Here is a 21,611-nt window from a genome sequence, read left to right as displayed (position 1 = left end):
AAAAATGACAACTGGTTATTCATTGTTGACCATAACGAAAGCTGCCCAGTAATAAGGGTCTTCATACTCTTCCTTAACAGCCTTTTGGGCCTGATTGAAGGCAGATTTTATTTCGGCTCCACCCAACCAATTCTTGTAAAAAGTACTCATCAATTTCATAGTAGCCTGATCATCAACTTTCCACAAGCTCATCACCAAATGCTTTGCTCCTGCTACGCTAAACGCTCTTGACAATCCGTATACCCCTTCGCCATTTACTACTTCACCCGTGCCAGTTTCACAAGCACTGAGCACGACCAGTTCAGTGTCATTCAGATTCAGATTCATCGCATCATAAGCTGTAAATACACCATCAGAAGGATTTTCGACGTTTGGTTCATCTTGTTGCCCTGCACCAGCCAGAAGCAATCCAGATCTCATTAGAGGATTAGCTGATCTTAAGGTGCGACTAGCAATATTTCCCTCATTGGACACCTTATCTCCCATAAAAAAGCCATGGGTGGCAATATGCAAAATGGATGGATTGGAAACCTTTTTCAATGTGGCCTCAGTGGCTTGGTTCAGTTCAAAAAAATCAGTCCTGACTTCATTCTCACTCAGCAAATTTTCAATAGTTTGAATCTCTATAGCAGTACCTGGTAGAGGGGCGATTTTCTCCGATCCAAAAACAGGGTTACCCATAAGCACACCCTTGCTGATAGTCACTTTTTCATTTTGAATGGATGCCAATACAGCCGTATTTGGCACAATTTCAATTTCACGCCTGGTCAGTAGGTACTGGCCATGGCTCATCAATGAATTCAGATTGAGCAAATTATACACCCCATCCAAAGACACATATACTCTCTTGGTACCAGCAGTTTCACCAGCCAACGGCTTCCAAAACTTTTCATAGGACAAGCTATCCTGCCACTTTAGCCTCACCGCATTTTTGTAATATTTGATCATTCTGGTTTCAAGCAACTTGGCCTCTCCAATGATCTCAAAATCCAAAGCCCCATCCCTCACAATCCAGGCACCATATTCTGCTGGCTTGCTCTCATCATAATCACTAAGTCTGATAATTTCAACTGCCGCTTCATTTTCGGCTAATCCATTGGCTACCATCTCAAACGTGACTGTTTTAGACTGTCTACCTACATTCCCTGCAACAGCCAAGTTGATTTCCTTCTCCAATTCATTGGCCTCCTGCTCTAATACTGAAAGATCTATCTGCATATCAGCTATAGTCGCTGGACTCATGCTGTAGTAGTTAGACAAGTCCTGTTTAAGCAACAACCAATCTTGATATTTCTTTTTCACTTCTGGATCCTGCATTTTATTGACCTCAGCCAGCACCTGATTTGAGCTGTGCAGCAAAAGCCCCTTTGTTTTCAGACGTACCTCATAGGCATATTTCAGTGCACCCTCTATTTGACCTCCTTCCTGAGCTACGAAAAAATACATTTCCTCAAGAGCAGGTTTAGTAACATGCCAAAACCTCGTTTTCTCTTTCTCACTCATATTGAAGAAAAACTTGTCGATCACCTGAAGATAACCGTCAGAAGACTCTTTGAATTTATTGAAGGCGACTGTAGTCTGTCCTAACCTCCAGGCACAAGTAGCCTGTTTATTAAGTACAGAGAGATAGCCCTTGTGCAGCGCACCTAACTTGATTTTTCTAATATCAGCCACTTGCTGATAAGTAGAATATGCTTGGGTAAAGCTGGATGACACTCTGAAGTAACCTGCCTGCAACTCCAAGGCGTTGGCGTAAGGCAAGGACGAAGCCCCATAAGTCTTTTCCATTCCTTTCTGCACTTCTGTAATCAATTGTTCTAGTGCGTTAGTCTCATTCAAACTCAAATAAACTTCTCCTAGATAAATCGATAGCTGAAGGTAGTCTGGGTCTTTTTGATTTCCGCTATTGATGTAACTTGCCAAAGCCGATTTCAATAATTTTTCTGCCTCAGTAGGCTTCCCTTCCTCAAGCAACATCAAGGCATAGTTGGTTTGTATCCTTGATGGGTCAGATGACCAAGCAGAAAATTTCGTTTGTTCCAACACCGACATCTGTTTTTTCAATAGGTTCACTGCCTGATCCTTCCGCCCCATTTCATTGAGCAACAGTGCCTGATTATTTGCCACGATGACATATTCCCTACTCGTTTTAGATTTTTTTTGTCCGTAGTATCGAGCCACGTATTTCAGGATGTCTTCGGCTGCATTGTAGCGGCCCTGATCTTTTCTTAATACACCCAGATTATGCAAGCAGCTCACATAATGCTCACTCGTATTTCCGATATATTGCTTCCTTGCTTCTAAAGCCCTTACGTATAATTTTTCTGCTACTTTATAGTTGCCAATGGCGTGATAATAAATTGCCAGGGCATTGGCAGCCCTTCCAAACAGAATCCACTCTTCTTTCTTCAAGGGCGTTTGTACGGTAATTCTTTTCAGTAACCGCTCGGTTCGGGTAAATCGATAGTCACGACTTTTTGATATAGTAAAAACATCAATGGTTCGAGGATCTTTATCACTTTTTTCTTTGGGCGCTAATCGTTCCAGTACATTATGATAGTAGCTGATGGCCGTACCATACTTACCCTTGTACATAAAGTAGTCACCCATACCCAGGTGGTAGCGCAAACTACCTTCTCCATGGGACTGTGATATCTCCCTCTGAGTAGCCCTAGACACGTGGTCATAAGCCATACGTACTTGATCTCCAACGCTAATGACAAACTTGATATCTGCAACACTCTGCTGCTGGGCGGATATACTAAAGGCAATAAAAAGGGAGCAAAATATAATTGCTCCCTGAGTTAGTTTTTTCACCATTCTATTTAATTAGAAAGTAGTGTCTAGATACTTTAATGTTTCGCTTGGGTTGTTCAATTTACGTAACCCTTTTTGCGCTTCCGACTCCATCGTCAAATAATCAATGGACCCCATGAGCTCGCCTTCTACAAATTGATAATTTTTTCCAGGGACATACATAGCGTATCGATTATTTTTCAAATCCATGATGATGTGTTCTTTGGCATACAAGGCAAATTGGTCGTACGAAGTATAATCTGTTCGTTCTCTATCTAGAAAATCTGCAGCCGATTTCGCTGCATTTTCATTGCCTTTCAACGCCTGAACAGCCGCATACTTCGCTACTTCCTGATCTACATATTCCTGAGAAGCATTCATCGCCGCACCGGTAAAGGCATTCATCCAATTACTCAAACCTGTAGGTGTAGTAGGATGTGGGTTTCTAAAATGTACCCAGTCGCCCTCATGATCCAGCACTTCTATGTATGCGCCATCAAAAAACACAAATTCCTTTTCCTGACCATCAACTGTGGTAACCAATCTCAGGATGCCACCAGCCGCTGCGTAGTCAGTGACAGTCCCATCTGCCTGTGTCAAAGAAACATCAGTAGCAAACCAGAGTTTTGGAGGAAAAGACATTTCAATTTGTCCATCAATTCTCTCACCCTCAGTGGTAATCACATAGCCGTTGCTTTCAATGTCTGTTTCGATTGTTTTTGATAACAAGAAACTGTCATCTGCTGGGTCGTAGGCTTCAAACGCCTCCTCAACCGTCTGCGTAACGTCTGAGGCTCCTTTGCTCACGTAATACACATTGACATCTCCATCTTTAGTATCTGCAAAATAAAATGCATCATAAGCTCCCTTCTTAGCCGGCTTGGCCCAAGCGATATATCCTGATTTCGAAGATCCGCCTATGGTAAACGAACCAGGATGAAAGTTTCTCTTTTCATCTTCATAATACACCGTGCCATCACTTGTCAAATCACTGACAGGAACATCAACGAGTCCATAGTACGCAACTTCCGGCTCCTTATAGCTGTTTCCATCCTGAAACTTGAAAATCTTCATGGGCGCTGATTTATCACTTTCTTCAATTTCGATGGACAGCGGACCTTCCACCTTTTGCTGCCCATCCATCAGCACTACGAATCCATTACGGCTGCCATCAATGAGGCGTTCATTAAAAGCTGTAGTGGCCTCATGCGCTATAAGCCCATAACTCTCCATGTCTTTGTAAGCATACTTTACTGGCTTCTCTCCATTCTCTGAAATAAATGCTCTAATCATACTCATAGGAGAACCATTCTTTTTAAGATAAAGCGTTCCCACCATTACTTGACCTGATTTCAGTTTTACAAACCCAAATTGCGGTCTGGTCTCATATATCCCAGCAGTACCTCCATTGATCATTTTATAATCATACTTAGGTGGATTCTGAATCAATAGACCCTTGACATGGGTAGCATCATATACAAATTGCTCATAAACATCTATATCCTCTTGCGGAATATCCTGTGTGGCTTCATCAATATCTATTGACTTAACACCTACCAGTTTTCCATTCTCTGGATTAACATAGAATAGATCACCATAAACATTGTTGGTAGCAAAAGCCAATTCAGCTTCTATCGCAGTACCATCTACCAATACAATATTACCCGGGTAAAACTTCATCACAGGCGGATAGCTTTCAATAGGATTCTGCTCTGCCAATAACTTATAATAAGAGTCTGGCGTCAAATTCACACCATATTCCTTTATTTCACCGGACTTTATTTTGGTGGGTTTGGCATCTTTCGAACTTCTCAGGTGGACCTGAGTAATCATTGTCTCTTTTTTCAGCAACTGGATATAACCCTGTTGTTTTTGACCATTGGTTAATATCACATAGCCAGGCAACAATTCAGATTTGGTACTGGCCAGATCACTCTGAAAGGCAGCCACTTTCCATCTAATCAATGACCAAAGGCTATTGAATTTCTCATCCTCATATACCCGAACACCATAGTTAGATACTTCTGCTGCCTCATACTTAAACTTGTCCTTATTGGCATCTTTCACCTCCATACTTTGCACTCTACCTTTATACTCCTTAAGCCTCAGCTCTCCTTCTTTTACCGAACCATCTTTGAGCACTACATAACCAAAATCTGTATAGCCAACTTTCAATCCTTTCAATTTGACTGCGGCTTCTCCCCAAGAAAACAATTCGGGTGTGTCATTCACACTAGAATTGGACAAGCCATACTCCTTCAAGCTGCGAGTCTGAAAATTATACTTCTCACCAGCGTAAGTCTTAATTTTTACTCCATAGATATTTTCAAAACTGCTTCCGAAAATTGAGATTTTTCCGTCGATCTGAGTGCCGTCTCGTAGCGTCACGTATCCGTTGGCATAGGAGGACTTAAAGCCGTATTCCCCCTTTGTGTTTTTGTAATTGCTAATATCGCTGGTATTGACCTGACCAACTGCAGGTAGAATGATGATCAAGCACAAAATAACTAGGCTCAACCTTCCTGATAAGTAGTTCATTATATGTTTAGTTTGATTATTCTATCTTAGAAATATAACTAAACTAATAAACTTTCCATACTCCATACAAGTGTTGCTAGCTACGCTTGCAATTTCTCAAACAATTCCCGAAGCCTATTAGCAAATTCACTTTCCACCTTACCATCCTCTATAGAGACATGCACATGACCTTTGAATTCCATCCCCAAATATTCTGCAGTTAACTTTATAGGTTCGGCAAACCACTCACGACAATAATCACCTTCCGTTTGACTAATCAACGCCATAGATTTTCCTCTGAGCTTTCTTCCAGTTTCTTTTTCTATGGTAAGTAAATCCGATATCCTGTCAAGAAATGTTTTCACTTCTGCGCTCATCGTGTACCAGTATATGGGGGTAACGATCACCAGGGTATCATAGTGATCAATAAAATTTCTAATCAATGGAAGAAAGTCGTCCTCGCGATTCTTGTGGTCATAGTCGTAATAGGAAATGTCTCGTTGCCCCAAGTCTATGACCTCACTTCCAGATATATCTGCAAATAACTTAGTGACGAATGTGGTATTTCCATTTTGATGAGAGCTACCAATCAATGAGAGTATTCGAGTTTCTTTTGTATTCATCTATTTGAGTTTTTATACTCAGCAAGAAACGAGAAATCTTTCTCTCCTTATGAATATAGCCATCAGAAGAATTGATGAATCCATTGAATCTCTTGATTAGACTAATTAAACCGAATAGCGGCAATGGGTTTGATTCTTGATACAACGGTCATTGGAATTCCAAGTGCCAAGGAGACCACCAAAAAAGTCAATACATTGAGTCCAATCAACGACTCATAGTCCCAGGAAATGGGCACGTAGTACATGTAATAGTTGGCTGCATCTAATGGTACCAACTGAAACTGATCCTGTACCAGAGCAATGATCAACGCAATCAAATTTCCATAAACCAGCCCTTTGGTTACCAACAGCATACCTTTGAATAGGAAAATTCGCTTGACCTGCCTCTTGCTGGCACCCAGTGCCTGAAGCACCCCAATCATGTAAGTCCGTTCCAATATCAAAATCAATAAAATCGAAATCATATTGAAGCAAGCAACAATCAAAATCAAACCTAAAAAAACCGTTACATTTTGATTAAGCAATCCCAGCCAATCAAAGATCTGGTTGTACTTATCACTCACTTTATCTACGTATAAATCCGCATCTATAGCATTAAACAACACGTTTTCGGCTTCATTGATCTGTGATTTATTTTTCACAAAAACTTCAAAGCCCCCAACTTGATCCTTATTCCATTCATTCAACCTTTGAATCATGGCCAAATCTCCGATGATTACGCTCTTATCAAATTCCTCCAATCCTGTTTCGTAGATACCGACCAGTTTCAACCTTCTAAACCTTGGAGGGTTTTGCACAAAGTGTATCATAAACTTGTCACCCAATTCCATTCTAAGCTTATTGGCAATGTGCTTACTTAATATCACCTCATCTGAATACCCATCCTCCTTGTGATGAATGAATCTTCCGCGTTGCATATTGACAGCAAAACGGGTCGTATCAAATTGAGCATCTACCCCTTTGTAAACCACTCCTTCTACTTCTTCTTTGGTCTTTATTAATCCCGGCTTATAAGCGAATGCTTGTACATGGTCTATAAAATCGAATTCATCCTTTTGCTTGTAGAAATCAGAACCAAAGCTTATGGACTTTTCATCTAATGCATTACCCATATTGTATTTGGTAATCTCCAGATGACCCTTGAAGTTGTAAATTTTTTGTTTGATTGTTTGCTGAAAACCTCCCAGAATAAAAAAGGCTAAGATCATAGCGGCTAGCCCTACACTGATGCTGATAATCGCCAGTTTAGATATAATAGATGAAAAGGACGAATTGGCCTCTGATGTAATGCGTTTAGATATGAAATAAGGAAAATTCAATTTTTACAACTACTTTCGTTGGGTACTCTAAAAAAGGGTGTAAAATAATTAAAACCATTCAATTCCGTTGATCCTGATCAAATACTTTAGTCGTGTAATTATACTTACTGCTTGTTTGGCCTTTTATGGCTGCCAAGCACAAGTTACCGAACCGCAACGCATAACCACCGGGGCAAAACAAATGGATCAATACTTACCTGCATTAGAAGGCAAGTCCATAGCTCTGCTCATTAACCACACCTCTTTGGTAGGCCAGACACACTTACTTGACACCCTGCTTGCTTCAGGAGTAGATGTAATCAAAATATTCGCTCCTGAACATGGCTTCCGTGGTGATCTCGCCAACGGTGAACAAGTAAATGATGGCTTTGATCAAAAAACGGGGCTACCACTAATATCCTTGTATGGTAAAAATAAAAAACCTTCCAAAGAACAATTGGAAGATATTGACTTGGTGATCTATGACATACAAGATGTAGGCGCAAGATTCTATACTTACATCAGTTCTATGCACTATATGATGGAAGCCTGTGCAGAAAATGGAATCAGCTTTTTGTTACTTGATAGGCCCAATCCCAATGCTCACTATATTGATGGCCCAGTACTAGACCCGGCTCACGCCTCATTTGTAGGCGTACATCCTATACCTATCGTTTATGGCATGACAGTTGGCGAATTAGCCTCAATGATCAAAGGTGAAAATTGGATAAATGGATCGGAGACTTTAGATTTCAACATCGTTGCACTTAAAAATTGGACAAGGGATAGTAGCTATACATTACCTATATCACCATCTCCCAATCTACCTAACGCACAGTCCATTGCACTCTACCCATCGCTGTGTCTTTTCGAAGGAACGAATGTCAGTATGGGGCGCGGAACCGATTTCCCATTTCAAGCCGTGGGATATCCCGACCCGAACTTTGGCGACTTTGAGTTTAAACCAAGAAGTATCCCGAAAGTTTCCAAATATCCTCCACACAAAAACAAAACCTGTTACGGATATGATTTAAGATCAGTTAGTCCTCCCAATAAAATTCGCCTGTCATACCTCATTGATTTTTACCAAAAGGCGAACAATAAAGAGGACTTCTTTAATGCCTTTTTCACCAATCTATCCGGCACCAGTGAATTACGAAAGCAAATCGAAGACGGGTGGACTGAAGAAGAGATTCGTACCAGCTGGCAAGCAGATATAAAAAAATTCAAGAGTAAAAGAGAGGCTTATTTGATTTATAAATAATTCTCTTCATTCAGTTGTAAGTCCGGAAGCCTTCCAGGCATTCATACCTCCCTCCAATTCGTAGACTTTTTTGAAACCCAATTCTGTCATCTGATTGAGTGTTTTGCCACTTCTACCACCCGATTTGCAATAGATATAGTAGGTATTCTCTTTATTTAGCGCCCTTAGTTTCGAATCAAAATCATCTGACAAAAAATCTAGTTGCTCTGCACCAGGAACCATTCCAGTGGCAACTTCTTCGTCCGTTCTTAAATCCAAAACTTTAAAAGAATTTTCTTCATTTTCAATTTGAGCTTTAAAGGCTTCAGCTGATAACTGATTGGCCACCTGCGACTGACAAGAAATGGCCGAAAAAAGTAACAGTGTAAGACAAATTGCGTTTCTCATTTTCAATCTTATTATGTTTACTCGCTAATATACTAATTTCATTTCATGCCTATCAATCCACTAATTACCACAGAAAGGACCTACCTCTGCACCCCTGATACTTTAGCCTTTGAACAAATCAGAAAGCTCGATTCTGACCCTGAAATTCTGCGATACATCACTGGAGGAAAAACAAGATCCAAAGCAGAATCTCAAGATTGGATTACAAAAAGATTGGCAGAATACAAGACAGATGGTTTTGGTCTCATGCCAGCATACCTCAAGGAAAACGATGCTTTTATTGGGTGGGGCGGACTCAAACATCTGGATCAAACTGACAAGGTTGAAGTAGGCTACAGATTCGACAAACCCTACTGGGGTCAAGGGTTTGCTACCGAAATCACACAAGCAGTTGTAAAATATGCCAATGAAAAACTAGGCATTAAGCAGCTGGTAGCCGTTACAGATCTGGACAATATGGCTTCTCAAAAAGTATTGATCAAGTGCGGCTTCGATAACTTAGGACAAGCACATTATTACAATAATGAGGTGATTTACTTTGAACTCAACCTTTAACTAACATGCTATTTAGTACATTTTGAAACAATCTATAATTTATTTACGTAGTTAACTACGTTTTTAAATATATTACAATATGGATACAGTTAAACAACTCGGAGAGCTCGCCTTAGGCAGTAGGCTAAAAAGACTCAGCGATGAAATCATGAAGGATGGCAAAAAAATATACGCCGCCAACAAAATTGACTTTGAACCTAAATGGTTCCCAGTATATTACGCCATATCGCAATCCGAAAGAACAACCGTAACAGATATTGCTGATGCCATCGGCTTCAAACATCCGTCTGTGAGTCAATTGGTAAAAGAACTCGAAAAAAATGGACTCATTGAAACTGAGGCCAACACAAATGATGCTAGAAAGAGAAACCTAAAACTCTCTCAAAAAGGCATTGACCTGCTTCCAGGCATCCAATCTATCTGGTCTGATATATCTAATGCCATGAATGAAATGATCAGTACACATACACACAATATTCTGTGTGCACTAGAACAATGCGAGGATGATTTCGAACAAATTCCTATGCTGGAAAGAGTGCAAAAACACCGCAAGGCCCGACTGATGAGCCAAATAGAAATCATAGATTATCAGCCAAAGCATGCCCCAGATTTTCTTCGCCTCAATAGAGAATGGATTGAAAAATACTTCAAGTTGGAAGACGAAGACAGAAAGACACTCGAAAATCCAGACACCCACATCATCAATCCTGGAGGGGCCATCAAACTCGCCAAATATCAAGATGAAATTGTAGGTACGTGTGCATTAATAAAAATCAACAATGAAGTTTATGAATTGGCAAAAATGGCAGTCACTGAAAAATGTCAAGGCCTACAGATTGGGAAAAAATTAGGGCTGTCTGTCTTAGTAAAAGCCAAGCAACTCGGCGGTTCTAAAGTCATCCTTGAATCCAATAAAAAACTAACTCCGGCCATCAACCTTTATAAATCACTTGGTTTCAAATCTGGTCAGCACTTTGGAGAAAAGTCTGTGTATGAAAGGTGTGATATTGAAATGGAAATCATGATATAATCGTATCTTGCCGGCCTAATTGAACAGATGACAAATACATCAAACAATCAGCAAAAGGGACTCATTTTCGCTGGCCTTACCGCCTTGTTGTGGGGATTTTTGGCTATCGCTCTGAAAGTAGCTGTAGCCGAAATTGATCCTATCACCGTATCGTGGTTTAGATTTTCTATTGCCACAGTATTACTACTGGGTATTATCAAAGCTAAGAACAATGGAGAACTCCGATCGCTCAAGCACTTTCCCTGGCTAGCCGTAGTGGCTGCAGCCGGACTTTCACTAAATTATATTGGATACATCGCCGGCATAGAACTCACAAGTCCAAGCAACGCACAGATTATTATACAATCCGCTCCTCTTACACTCGGGATCATTGGCATAGTTTTCTTCAAGGAAAAAGTATCCAAAAGACAGTTGGTGGGTATTGGCATTGCAGCGACCGGGTTTTACTTTTTCTATCTCAATCAACTTGATGGTACCGCACTGACTGGCCAGTCAGTTTACAACATGGGTTCATTCTATGTTTTACTCGCTGCCATGTGCTGGGTAGTCTATGCCGTTTGCCAAAAAATTCTTGTTCGCACTTACCCTGTTCGAGCGATTAATTTCATTCTTTTCATTTTTTCAACATTTGCTTTGGCTCCTATGGTCGATTACCAAAGTATTTTTCAAATGAGTATAGGGATGTGGGGTCTGATGTTGTTTTTAGGTCTGAATACGTTTTTGGCGTATAGCTTTTTGGGTGAGGCTTTCAAATATGCAGATGCCAACAAAGTGGGAATAATAATAACACTCAATCCACTGATTACAATTTTTGTAATGACGCTGCTTGCATATATTGAAGTCAGCTGGATATCACCTGATGTGCTATCTCCTCAAGGGTTCATAAGTGCATTAGCAGTAATTGCTGGTGCAATTTTGGCAGTTAAGGCCAAATAACAATTGAAAACAAAATAATATTTGTACTTTTAATCTATGAGTAGAATTATTACGACCGCACTAGCCACAATTGTGCTTTTGACCAAATTTTCGCTGGGGTATGCTCAATCCTCAACCGAAATCTTTCTTTTTGAAATAGAAAAGGAAAATGACACCTATAAATTGACCAACCCAACTAACATCACCAACAACCCTGGATATGATAATCAACCCTATTTTATAAGCGATGACGAGTTGGTTTATGCGGCCACCTACGACAATCAGACCGACATTGTAAGACTCAACTTGGAGTCAAAAGAAAAAACAAGAATGACTAATACACCTGGCAGCGAATTCTCTCCAAAACTCACGCCAGATGGCAAGTACATTTCTAGTATTATTTTGGATCGCGACGGAAGTCAAACTTTGGTGAAGTACCCAATAAAAGGAGGTGAACCAAAAGTCATTCCGTCAGAGCAAAAAATTGGTTACTACTGCTGGTTCGATAAGAAAACGGTCTTTTCATTTGTGGTTGGCTCTCCCCCTTCATTACAAGAGTGGAACACCAAAAATTCAGAATTCAAAATCATTATGATGAACCCGGGCAGATCATTGAGCCGAATTCCCAATCAGAAGACTATTAGTTTTATTCATAAAGAATCAGATGATATTTGGTATGTTAATAGTTATGATCCCTACACCGATAAAGTTACCTATATCACTGAATGCATCAAGGGTGCAGAGGACATGACTTGGGCTGCTGACGGCACCGCATTTCTCAGTAACCAAAACAAAATCTATAAATTCAATGGAGAAACGGACAACAGCTGGCAACTGGTAGCCAATATGGAAGCATTCAAGCTAACCAATGCGTCCAGACTAGCAATAAGCCCAAACCTCAAGTGGATGGCCATTGTCATTGATGAGTAATGAATTTTATTCTTACTTGTAGGTTTATTATTATCCCGTTTGCACTAATTTTAAATATGGAATACCAGCCACGACTGGTGCTCTTTTAAAAAAATTTCTCTTTTTAAAAATTAATAAATGAAGTTATTTAACTACATCTTAGTGGCCATAGCAACCTTAGGATTGAATAGTTGCTACCCTAGTGAAGAAATACCTGTGAGCGATTTGGATATTGTCATTACGTATAGAAATGAAGAAGTAACATTCTCTGGTTACACCACATATGCTGTCGCTGATGAAGTCGTTTGGGACGAAGACTACGAAGATTATAACGGCGAATATGATGAGGCTCTAATAGCTCAGATCAAAGCAAATATGAATGCATTAGGATACGTGGAAGAATCGGATCCAGAAAACAACACACCAGACCTTGTTATCATACCTGAAATCATTTTTACTGACAACTACATCGTTGGTGGTGGTGGATGTTACTATGGTTGTTGGGGATGGGGATGGGGATGCCCAGGTTGCTGGTATGGAGGATATCCACCATACTACCCTCCTTCTTATGTGGTCTCTTATTCTTCAGGAACAATTCTAATGCACATGGTAGATCCCGCTCAAGATGGATTGCTTGGTGGCACAGCATTAACCGTATGGAATGGTGGTGTGAACGGACTACTCAGGGGATCAATAAGTGAGTCCCTGCTCAATGGATACGTTGATCAGGCCTTTGATCAGTCAGCCTATTACCTCAAAAAATAAACAGTAGATACAGATGAAAAAATATATATTAATAGCTCTAGTTATTGGATTAATTAATTCAACCGCGTCTGCTCAGATGTCAGTATTTAAAATCGATTGGAATGTAGGAATACCGATGGGTGATATGAGTGACTTCATCGAAGATGAAAGTTACAGAGGCGTTAGAATCGGCGGACGAGCCTGGATTTATGATAATTTTTCCGTTGGCGGCGAAGGCGGCTGGCAAGTTTTCAATGACAAATGGACAGGCACTCAAAACGTAGATGGTAATGTTGATGTTTCTGGCACACAATTCAGATATATGAATATATACCCATTGATGGCTAATATGCACTTCTACTTGGGTGAAGATGGAGGTGTACGTCCATATATAGGCACCAACGCTGGTGTGACCTTTATCAACACTCGAACAGAAATTGGATTGTGGGCAGTATCGGAAACCTCTACTCATTTTTCCATTGCTCCAGAAATTGGCACTTTTATTCCAGTGGGCGTAGCCGGAGCCGGACTCAATATTGGAGGACGTTATGATATGGCCTTCAAAACCAACAAGCTTGACATGAACGTTCAGGCATTTTCGTTCTTCCTGGGATTTATCTTCCTGAACTAATACTTTTTTAAGACTTACTCAGATATTCTAATCTATTTTGGCAAATTGCCGTAATAGATTAGAATATTTTTTTATCCCTACTTATGAGTAAGCAAAAAGCCTCCTTTGGCCACGTTTTCAAAACCATTGTACTTCCCAGAAAAAACCTATTGCTACTTGGGTTGGTGCTGATCATTATAAGCAGACTATCAGGTCTGGTACTACCAGGCGCCAGCCAATACCTGATCGATAACGTGATAGTTAACAAGGACTTTGATATGCTCAAAACCTTACTTCTCGTTGTAGTCGGTGCCATAGTAGTACAAGCCTCCACTAGCTTTGCGCTCACCCGATTACTCAGTGTCGAAGCTCAGCACCTCATCGCCCAGCTAAGAGTTAAGGTACAAAAACAAATCATCCAGCTTCCCATCAATTTCTTTGATGACAACAAAAGCGGAGCGCTGGTATCAAGAATTATGAGTGATGTGGAAGGGGTAAGAAACTTGGTGGGTACAGGTTTGGTACAATTGTTCGGCGGATCTTTAGCGGCTATCCTTTCACTTGTCTTGCTAATAAGAATCAGTCCGATGATGACGCTATATGTACTCGTACCAGTAGCCATATTTGGGGTTATCTCTTTGAAGGCCTTTGGATACATACGCCCCATATTCAGAACCAGAGGCAAGATCAACGCAGAAGTTACCGGCCGTCTGACAGAAACGCTAAATGGTATTCGAGTAATCAAGGGATTTAACGCTGAAGAACAAGAAATCAAAATTTTTGAATCCGGAGCACTCAGACTATATGAGAACGTAAAGAAGAGCCTCACCTCCACTGCCCTCGTGACCAGCTCAGCCACCTTCCTTCTCGGGTTGGCTACAGCGGGCATCATGGGTATCGGCGGATACATGATCATCAACGATGAACTAACCTTTGGTGAGTTTCTGTCTTTCACCTTGTACCTGGGTTTTATGATTGCTCCTATCGTGCAAATGAGTAATATCGGAAGCCAAATCACTGAAGCCTTTGCTGGCCTGGATCGTACGGAAGAAATCATGTCTATGCCTACGGAAGATGACAACCCAGAACGTATTCATGACATGAAACGCATTGACGGCTCAGTCAAATTTGATCAAGTAAGTTTTGCCTATGAAGAAGAGAAAAATGTGATCAAAGAAGTATCTTTCGAAGCCCAACCGGGTTCTGTGACCGCATTAGTCGGGACCTCAGGATCAGGCAAATCAACCATCGCAGGTTTGGTAGCCTCCTTTATCAGCCCCCAATCAGGAAAGATTTTGGTGGATGATGTAGACCTATCTACTATGACACTCAGCAGCTATCGAAATCAATTGGGCGTAGTGCTTCAAGATGACTTTTTGTTTGAAGGTACGATTCGAGAAAACATCCTTTTCCCCAGACCAGGCGCTACTGATGAGCAAGTACAACAAGCGGTAAAAGCAGCACATGTACAGGAGTTTACCGACCGATTTGAAGATGGACTGGATACGGTGATAGGTGAACGAGGCGTGAAACTATCTGGTGGTCAGAGACAACGAATCGCTATTGCAAGAGCCGTATTGGCCGACCCAAGAATCCTTATTCTGGATGAAGCGACTTCCAATCTGGATACTGAAAGTGAATCCTTTATTCAGGAGAGCCTGAAAACACTGATGAAAGGAAGAACAACCTTTGTGATCGCTCATAGGCTGAGTACCATCAAACAAGCAGATCAAATCCTCGTCATAGAACAAGGCCAGATTGCGGAATCAGGTACCCATGAGGAGCTCATAGCTCAAGAAGGCAGGTACTTTGATTTATACACGTATCAGGCCAGGATATAAATATTACTTCTTATCCTTTTTTCCTTTTTTAAAGTTGAACCCAAATCTAACATTCCAGGGGCTATTGTAGAGGGGATTATCGGCATGCATGAAGTTGTATAATAAAGAAATCTGAGCCTGCGCATTAGTACCCAAATTGAATCTTCGTTCTATTCCTGCGAGCAGGCTATTATTCCATTCCACCTTGTTATCATCAGACGCAGCCGTGGACTTAGCCGCCAATGACTCGAATTCCAGATGTGCATGAAATCCTTTAAAGAGGAAGTACTCTGTAAAAACACGATATCCATAGATTTGCCTATCCTGCGCCTGCCCCAGCAGATCATCTATTTCACCATTCAATCTATAGTTGCCACCAATACCTACATCCCATTTCTTATTGATACGATAGGCCAACTCAGGGTTGAGATCTATGGAAGTCTCCTGATCTATATGAATCTGAAAGGTTCCACCAAATACTAGTCGCTCCCAAAAGCTATCCCCTTCCAATGAACTTCTTTTGGTCGCAGTGGATAAATCGTTTGAATTGACCACTTTGGAGTACTTCTGTTTGAGTTCGGCACTTTGCTCCATAGCCTTGGCCAGCACTTCCTCCTTTCCTTCAAAGTAATTGACTCCTTTTACCTTGGATTGGTTGACATTCAATACCTCATCAGCCATTTCTTTGTAGCCCAGGACTTTTTGTAATTCAGGGTTGTTTGAAGGAAAGTTGATCTTACCTTGCTCCATGGCCTCCTTGGCTGCTCGCTCTTCCAGGTCTTTGCCATATTTTTTTGACAGTTCTTGTTTTTTGAGGATGATCAGGTACTCCCGTTTCTCCTTATCCTCTTCGTGTACCTTCAAGCTGTCTCGATAGTCCTTGAGTTCACTATGATAGCCCATGATCTGATTATTCATGCCATTGTACTTATCATAGTAATAATTGCCTTCCAGTCGGTCCTTGGAGTACAGTAGCAGTTCTTCTTTGGATTGCATTTGTGTAGAATCCCAGGCGGCTATTTCTTCTACATCGTACCACTCATTCGTAAAGATGAAGTGCTGCTTCTGTAGGCGCCTTTCTCTATTGGTACTATCTTTCCAATCTTGATTTCTTAGTGCATCCAAACTGTCTCTTTTCGCCTTATAGGTCTTGCGCTGGGCTTTGAGGAACGCTTTGTTGTCTTTGGAGATTTGATCTAATTCAGCTTTGTTTTTTTCCACTTCACCAATGGTATTGCCTCGGGTGTTTTCGAAGAGTTTGATATCGAAGGTCTGTGCTTTCGATACAAAAGCAAAGCCTGAAACAAGTAGACAGAGTACGTATGTTTTGGTATTCACGGTTAATCAATCAAAAGGCTAAAATATAATAGTCTATACTTATAATCGACAAAAAGATAAAAGGTAAACAGATTTATAAAGTTTATTTACTTCTTGATTTTGATGACTGTGCCCCACTAAGTATAGGTTGCATCTACTCTTCAATATCATATTTGCACTAATGATCAAAGGTGTAGTTTAAAACTCACCTAGTTACTTCTTTTTGCCTTATTCTACACCAAAAGCAGAATGCATTTGCTAAAAAAGCTACCACACTACATCAGAACTAGTGAACTCCTTTAAAAACTAAAAATCCCATACCTCTTTTACAGTATGTAGAATCCCTAATTTATTTTCTTATCGTATTATAAATGCTTCCCTAAATCAGCACGGTTTACAAGAGCGAGTTGATATTATTGGATTAGAGTTACCACTAAAATAGATTTATTCTTGACATAGTGTCTAATAGCTTGCAAATTACAAAAAGAATAATGACAGACTTAATAACATGAAATACCTACTATCAACGACCTTATTTTTAACCTTCTTATTAACCTCTTGTGATCAAATAAAATCGACTTTTGAAGAAGCTCCTGTCGATAAAAATTTAGTTCAAACGTTTCACAAGAATGGTAAAATCAAATCTGAAATACGATTAGACGAGAATAAAAAAAGGCATGGTATAGTTAAACAATACTACGAGTCAGGCACTATTAAAAATGAAATTGAATATGCACATGGCACCAAGTTGAACGCAGTACAGTATTATAAAACTGGCGGAAAGCAAATGGAGTTTTTGTATAAAAATGGTCTGAAGCACGGAGAAAGAAAGAAGTATTGGCAAAATGGTAAATTACAGTCTGTCTTAGAATACGCAGAAAACAATCCAAAAACTGGCTTGATTGAATATAACAAAAAGGGTGAAAAAATCACCAGCTATCCAAAGTTGGTCATCAATCAAATTGATAATTTGGAAACCTCTGGCGAATACATTGTACAAGTTTATTTTAGCTCTAACCGACAAAGGGGAAATTATTATCAAGGCAAACTAGACAATGGAGCATTAGACACACAATTTCTCTCCAAACTCAAAGAATCTAGCCACAAGGGAATTATTACATTCCGTCCTGTTCCTGGCACTTTTATTATGAAAAAAATAGACGTAGTGGGACAGTACAAAACACCACAAGGTAATCCGTATATCGTTCAGAAATCAATCAATGTTGCTATCGACTTCTAAACTCTAATTACTAACCATTCGTAATCTGGATTTCAACTCATAGTTGTTGGGAGCATATTTGAGCCCTGTGCGGATAATAGATCTAGCCTTGGTTGTATATCCCCTTTTGTAATAATAAACAGCCGCTTTTGAATAGGCAGTACCCAATATATGTTCGTCATATCTGTAATCAGGATGAGCTGCTACAGCTTCTTCAAACAATGCTTTATATGAATTTCCTTTGGTGGCTTGTTTAGAGTCAAACTTGTTTTTCATAATTTCCAGATACAAATTAAGTCGCAATGAGTTTACTCTATTGTTTTCCAGTAGTTCTGGTGAGTTAGTGATCAACGTATCTAATCTTGTTAATCCCTCTACAGGGGTTTTGTATCTATAGGCTAATTTAAATGCTTCTAAAAGCATATTCTCTACCCTGGCATGTCCGGGCTTAGCTTTATACGCTTCAGCAAATTGACCAAATGATTGATCATAATTAGCTCTATTATATGATCTAATCGCAAGTTCATTGTAATAGTTAAAAGAGATCTCCTTTTTGAGTTCTTCATTTTTTGATTTTTCCATGAAGTACTCATACGCCATTTTCATAGTCTCTTTATCATTATTCTGAATAAGGACATAATTTATCATTTTTTGAAATTCTCCGACTATGTTGGTCTGTTTAAGGTCATAATCCAAAAAGCGTTCTAGATAGGGCAATAATTCTATGTCATTCCAATCAGAATAATCGCTATAAGAAACCACGCTCGCAATAGAAGCAAAAAGCATCTTATTTATTTGATCATTGCTATGAAATAGCTGAGCAATAGAAAACGCATGCCATGCCCCATGATAATCATTATTCTCATACAGAGAAATCCCTTTGTTGTAATATTGGATACCTACCAGCGACTTCAAAGACAACACGGCTCCACCAAAATAGAACTCATCAAATACGCCGTAAATACCTTTTTTTGCAATATCATTTTCATTAATAAGTTTAAGAACTCCCAATTGAGAAACAAACTGTTCCTTAAATCCAGGCCTAAAGGTTTTGAATCCATCTACAGGGTCTGTTGTTTCAATTAGCAATTGAGAATCATCAGGATCTGCCACGATATATACATGGGTAGGTGTTTCCTTTATATTGTAGGGAATATCACAGGCTTCGAATGCCATAGCATAAAGTGCGACTGCAGTCACGCAGTTGTATACTCCAGTCTCAAAAATCTCATCGAAGTAAGCCAAATACATGTATTTAGTAAGGAATTCTTGGTGTAACTGATCATAGAGGTACTTGACATCTTTAGCTATCTTTTTGGGTTTCTTTCGTTGTTGAAGCTCCTCAATTTTTCGAGAATACACCTTTTTCCATGCTGCAAATTCGCTAGAATCTTCAGCAGAAATGATTAGAAATCCATCAATTAGGTCTCCTTCATCATTCAGGACTCTGGCTAAGGTTTCTTTTTCTAGCGAGGATGAAAATTGCACCTCATCAAAAGTGAGATACTCCTGCTGAGCAAACGCTTGCAGACTTCCAAAAATCAAAAATAGGACTACTACCACTCTCATCAGAAAGAACATTTTACTTGTCATTTTATCTATGTTAATTGATATGCTGGTGAATTCGGAAAGGTTTCCTCTCCCGTTTCTCACTAATTTTTGTAAACTGCCAGTGAAGTGAAATCAAAATCTTTACAGGTTCTTAGTATACAAAATTTAGCTATTGAATAATTCTCATGAAATGCTTGCCCCAAAACTAGCGCAAAGGGATGGATTTTGAAAGTGACCTTCTCCTCGATTGTATTTCTAATGGATTATTCGCCCTGTCACGCTTTTTGTTCAGAAGGGAATGAATAGCACCGAGGAACCAACAAACCCCTCTAAGGTTAGATCGTATCTACTCTTCATTATCAATTCTGCACCTTTTTACTTCTTTTTATTTTTTTTACGCCTGGTGGGGGATGAACCTGTTGTATAAAGCCCATCACCACAAAACAAAAATGACCAACCCAAAAGATCATTCATTTTATTATATCCTATCCACTTATATGGTTTTAGCAGACGCTACGGTCAGTGGAAGCATTTCGATGCCTTCCAATGTTTCAGTCACATTGTAAATCCGACCGAGCGGGTTCTATCCTCAGTTGGAGCAACTACTATTCCGAAAGTTTATTCTTCGCTGATTCTAAGGCATTAATAAAATCTACAAAATTCAATCTAAGTTGCTCATTTCCTTTATTATAAATTTCTAATTCTAAAAATTCATTATCTTGATTAATCTCCGCAATAAGATCATTATCTAACCAAATTTCTGCTACAAGCTTTTCCCGATCAGGAGCACTTGCAATATCTATACTAAATGTTTTCATTCTATAAATCCTAAAAATGTATGGCCATCTGCGCTAAACCTCGCACCTTGCCCTCCCCGTATTTTATATTCAACTATGTCTCTGCTGGTGCGAGCTTGTAGCTTGTATCCATTTGCCTTAAGTCAAACATAATCTATATCCAAAATTCCTTTTCTCCCAGCATAATCAGCGGCACTACTATATTTCCAATATTCAGGTTCTAGCACGAAACCTGCTTCTACAGGATTTTGATGGATATAATCAACTTTCTGGTCAATTACAGTTGCACTCCACAACTCAATCGGTTTATTGTTCTGTTGCCAAAACTGCCTATTCTTAACATTACTGTTCTTTAACCCTGCACGTTCCATCATCCAAAGTAGCCATTCCCTTCGACTCTCTTGTGGATTATCTGAAATAGCTTGTTGCAATTTTTTAGAAGTATAAGTCTTAAATTCCTTGAGTAGCTTGGAAGGGTTTGAATCTTTGGATCTAAAAATAAGATGGATGTGGCTTGTCATGATACAATAGGCATAGATTTCCATACCCTTTTCCTTCCTGCAAAAATTTAAACTTTGAATGACTAAATCGAAACACTGATCGCGAACAAAAATATCCAACCAATAGACTGTAGCAAAACTGACAAAATATAATCCATCTGGATTTTGAAACTTATACTTCCTACTCAAAGCCTAAATCTAAATGATTCAGGTCAGATCATCTACTGGTACTAGCTTGATTTGTAGTACGTAGAGCACAAGCTACAAGCTTGCGCCAGCAGGGGTATGAACTTTTTATGCACTTACCCCTTTTTATATACTGATTTGATACGAATCCCTCTTTGCCTTCAATACTTACCTTGTACCATCCTTCAACAATGGCATTACTAATGAATTCCACATTATCACCATACCTGAGTTTTGCTAGCACCTCAGAGTTTGTGTTTGATTCACTCCTTAGGTTCAATGAACCAACAGATACATAGTAGGTCTGAGAAAATGAAATGAAACTGATTGATAAGAGAAGAAGAGATAGAAAAATTCGCTTTTTCATAGCTTAGAAAATTAAGGTTGTGTCGGATTATTCCTAATCTTAATTTTCTCAAAAAAAACTGCTGTCACTAATATAGTTCTATCTCTAACTATATCAAAGAACCAACATCCTCTAGAGACAGAAATACCAAAAATGACAGAAAGTCCTACAACACATTAGCCCCTACTCTAAACTCTCACTTCACATGACCAAATCCTGTTGTTTCT

19 protein-coding genes are annotated in these 21,611 nt (G+C 39.6%); 9 read left to right on the top strand and 10 right to left on the bottom strand.

Annotation, left to right across the window (positions count from 1 at the left end; translation table 11 throughout):
- Positions 1 to 15 precede the first annotated feature (15 nt).
- The 4 genes from ACO6S2_RS10765 to ACO6S2_RS10750 all read right to left on the bottom strand — a co-directional run bounded on the left by ACO6S2_RS10765 (position 16) and on the right by ACO6S2_RS10750 (position 7,255).
- Positions 16 to 2,820: a CHAT domain-containing tetratricopeptide repeat protein gene (locus ACO6S2_RS10765; RefSeq protein WP_422358555.1), complete on the bottom strand. Its 2,805-nt coding sequence runs from the start codon at positions 2,818 to 2,820 to the stop codon at positions 16 to 18.
- Positions 2,821 to 2,829: 9 nt separating this feature from the next.
- Positions 2,830 to 5,334, bottom strand: a complete 2,505-nt coding sequence (locus ACO6S2_RS10760; RefSeq protein ID WP_422358554.1) for a hypothetical protein — start codon at positions 5,332 to 5,334, stop codon at positions 2,830 to 2,832.
- Between the two features lie 80 nt (positions 5,335 to 5,414).
- Positions 5,415 to 5,936, bottom strand: a complete 522-nt coding sequence (locus tag ACO6S2_RS10755; protein ID WP_422358553.1) for a flavodoxin family protein — start codon at positions 5,934 to 5,936, stop codon at positions 5,415 to 5,417.
- Positions 5,937 to 6,037: 101 nt separating this feature from the next.
- Complete coding sequence (locus ACO6S2_RS10750) at positions 6,038 to 7,255, bottom strand: ABC transporter permease (RefSeq protein ID WP_422358552.1); 1,218 nt, start codon at positions 7,253 to 7,255, stop codon at positions 6,038 to 6,040.
- 181 nt (positions 7,256 to 7,436) lie between these two features.
- On the opposite strand from ACO6S2_RS10750, the gene ACO6S2_RS10745 reads away from it, so the two are divergent.
- The gene (locus ACO6S2_RS10745) at positions 7,437 to 8,498 is read left to right on the top strand and encodes an exo-beta-N-acetylmuramidase NamZ family protein (RefSeq protein ID WP_422358551.1); all 1,062 of its coding nucleotides are present in this window, start codon (positions 7,437 to 7,439) and stop codon (positions 8,496 to 8,498) included.
- A 6-nt stretch (positions 8,499 to 8,504) separates the two neighbouring features.
- On the opposite strand, the gene ACO6S2_RS10740 is transcribed toward ACO6S2_RS10745, so the two are convergent.
- Complete coding sequence (locus ACO6S2_RS10740; RefSeq protein ID WP_422358550.1) at positions 8,505 to 8,885, bottom strand: rhodanese-like domain-containing protein; 381 nt, start codon at positions 8,883 to 8,885, stop codon at positions 8,505 to 8,507.
- Between the two features lie 45 nt (positions 8,886 to 8,930).
- Between ACO6S2_RS10740 and ACO6S2_RS10735 the strand changes: the two genes are divergently transcribed.
- The 7 genes from ACO6S2_RS10735 to ACO6S2_RS10705 all read left to right on the top strand — a co-directional run bounded on the left by ACO6S2_RS10735 (position 8,931) and on the right by ACO6S2_RS10705 (position 15,489).
- Entirely contained in the window at positions 8,931 to 9,440 is a 510-nt protein-coding gene (locus tag ACO6S2_RS10735; protein ID WP_422358549.1) for a GNAT family N-acetyltransferase, read from the top strand.
- A gap of 79 nt (positions 9,441 to 9,519) precedes the next feature.
- Positions 9,520 to 10,470 (top strand): bifunctional helix-turn-helix transcriptional regulator/GNAT family N-acetyltransferase, encoded by a 951-nt coding sequence (locus ACO6S2_RS10730; protein WP_422358548.1) that lies wholly within the window; start codon positions 9,520 to 9,522, stop codon positions 10,468 to 10,470.
- Between the two features lie 27 nt (positions 10,471 to 10,497).
- On the top strand, positions 10,498 to 11,406 hold the full coding sequence (locus tag ACO6S2_RS10725; protein WP_422358547.1) for a DMT family transporter: 909 nt from the start codon (positions 10,498 to 10,500) through the stop codon (positions 11,404 to 11,406).
- A gap of 36 nt (positions 11,407 to 11,442) precedes the next feature.
- Positions 11,443 to 12,315: a TolB family protein gene (locus ACO6S2_RS10720; protein WP_422358546.1), complete on the top strand. Its 873-nt coding sequence runs from the start codon at positions 11,443 to 11,445 to the stop codon at positions 12,313 to 12,315.
- 117 nt (positions 12,316 to 12,432) lie between these two features.
- Positions 12,433 to 13,059: a DUF4136 domain-containing protein gene (locus ACO6S2_RS10715; RefSeq protein ID WP_422358545.1), complete on the top strand. Its 627-nt coding sequence runs from the start codon at positions 12,433 to 12,435 to the stop codon at positions 13,057 to 13,059.
- 13 nt (positions 13,060 to 13,072) lie between these two features.
- Positions 13,073 to 13,669 (top strand): hypothetical protein, encoded by a 597-nt coding sequence (locus ACO6S2_RS10710; protein ID WP_422358544.1) that lies wholly within the window; start codon positions 13,073 to 13,075, stop codon positions 13,667 to 13,669.
- An 83-nt stretch (positions 13,670 to 13,752) separates the two neighbouring features.
- Positions 13,753 to 15,489 carry an ABC transporter ATP-binding protein gene (locus ACO6S2_RS10705; protein WP_422358543.1) on the top strand — a complete coding sequence of 579 codons (1,737 nt, stop codon included), beginning with the start codon at positions 13,753 to 13,755 and terminating at the stop codon, positions 15,487 to 15,489.
- A 3-nt stretch (positions 15,490 to 15,492) separates the two neighbouring features.
- On the opposite strand, the gene ACO6S2_RS10700 is transcribed toward ACO6S2_RS10705, so the two are convergent.
- Positions 15,493 to 16,806, bottom strand: a complete 1,314-nt coding sequence (locus ACO6S2_RS10700) for a hypothetical protein (RefSeq protein WP_422358542.1) — start codon at positions 16,804 to 16,806, stop codon at positions 15,493 to 15,495.
- 487 nt (positions 16,807 to 17,293) lie between these two features.
- Between ACO6S2_RS10700 and ACO6S2_RS10695 the strand changes: the two genes are divergently transcribed.
- Positions 17,294 to 18,025, top strand: a complete 732-nt coding sequence (locus tag ACO6S2_RS10695) for a toxin-antitoxin system YwqK family antitoxin (RefSeq protein WP_422358541.1) — start codon at positions 17,294 to 17,296, stop codon at positions 18,023 to 18,025.
- Between the two features lie 3 nt (positions 18,026 to 18,028).
- On the opposite strand, the gene ACO6S2_RS10690 is transcribed toward ACO6S2_RS10695, so the two are convergent.
- From ACO6S2_RS10690 to ACO6S2_RS10675, 4 genes are all read right to left on the bottom strand, one after another.
- Positions 18,029 to 19,597, bottom strand: coding sequence for a hypothetical protein (locus ACO6S2_RS10690; protein WP_422358540.1), 1,569 nt, complete (start codon positions 19,595 to 19,597; stop codon positions 18,029 to 18,031).
- A gap of 563 nt (positions 19,598 to 20,160) precedes the next feature.
- Positions 20,161 to 20,373, bottom strand: coding sequence for a hypothetical protein (locus ACO6S2_RS10685; RefSeq protein WP_422358539.1), 213 nt, complete (start codon positions 20,371 to 20,373; stop codon positions 20,161 to 20,163).
- Between the two features lie 122 nt (positions 20,374 to 20,495).
- Positions 20,496 to 21,041 carry an REP-associated tyrosine transposase gene (locus tag ACO6S2_RS10680; RefSeq protein ID WP_422358538.1) on the bottom strand — a complete coding sequence of 182 codons (546 nt, stop codon included), beginning with the start codon at positions 21,039 to 21,041 and terminating at the stop codon, positions 20,496 to 20,498.
- A 28-nt stretch (positions 21,042 to 21,069) separates the two neighbouring features.
- Complete coding sequence (locus tag ACO6S2_RS10675; protein WP_422358537.1) at positions 21,070 to 21,405, bottom strand: SH3 domain-containing protein; 336 nt, start codon at positions 21,403 to 21,405, stop codon at positions 21,070 to 21,072.
- Positions 21,406 to 21,611: the final 206 nt, after the last annotated feature.

It is taken from the genome of Reichenbachiella sp., assembly GCF_965233835.1.
GTDB lineage: Bacteria > Bacteroidota > Bacteroidia > Cytophagales > Cyclobacteriaceae > Reichenbachiella.
The sequence above is the reverse complement of the archived record's forward strand: the minus strand, read 5'-3'. Positions and strand labels throughout refer to the sequence as shown.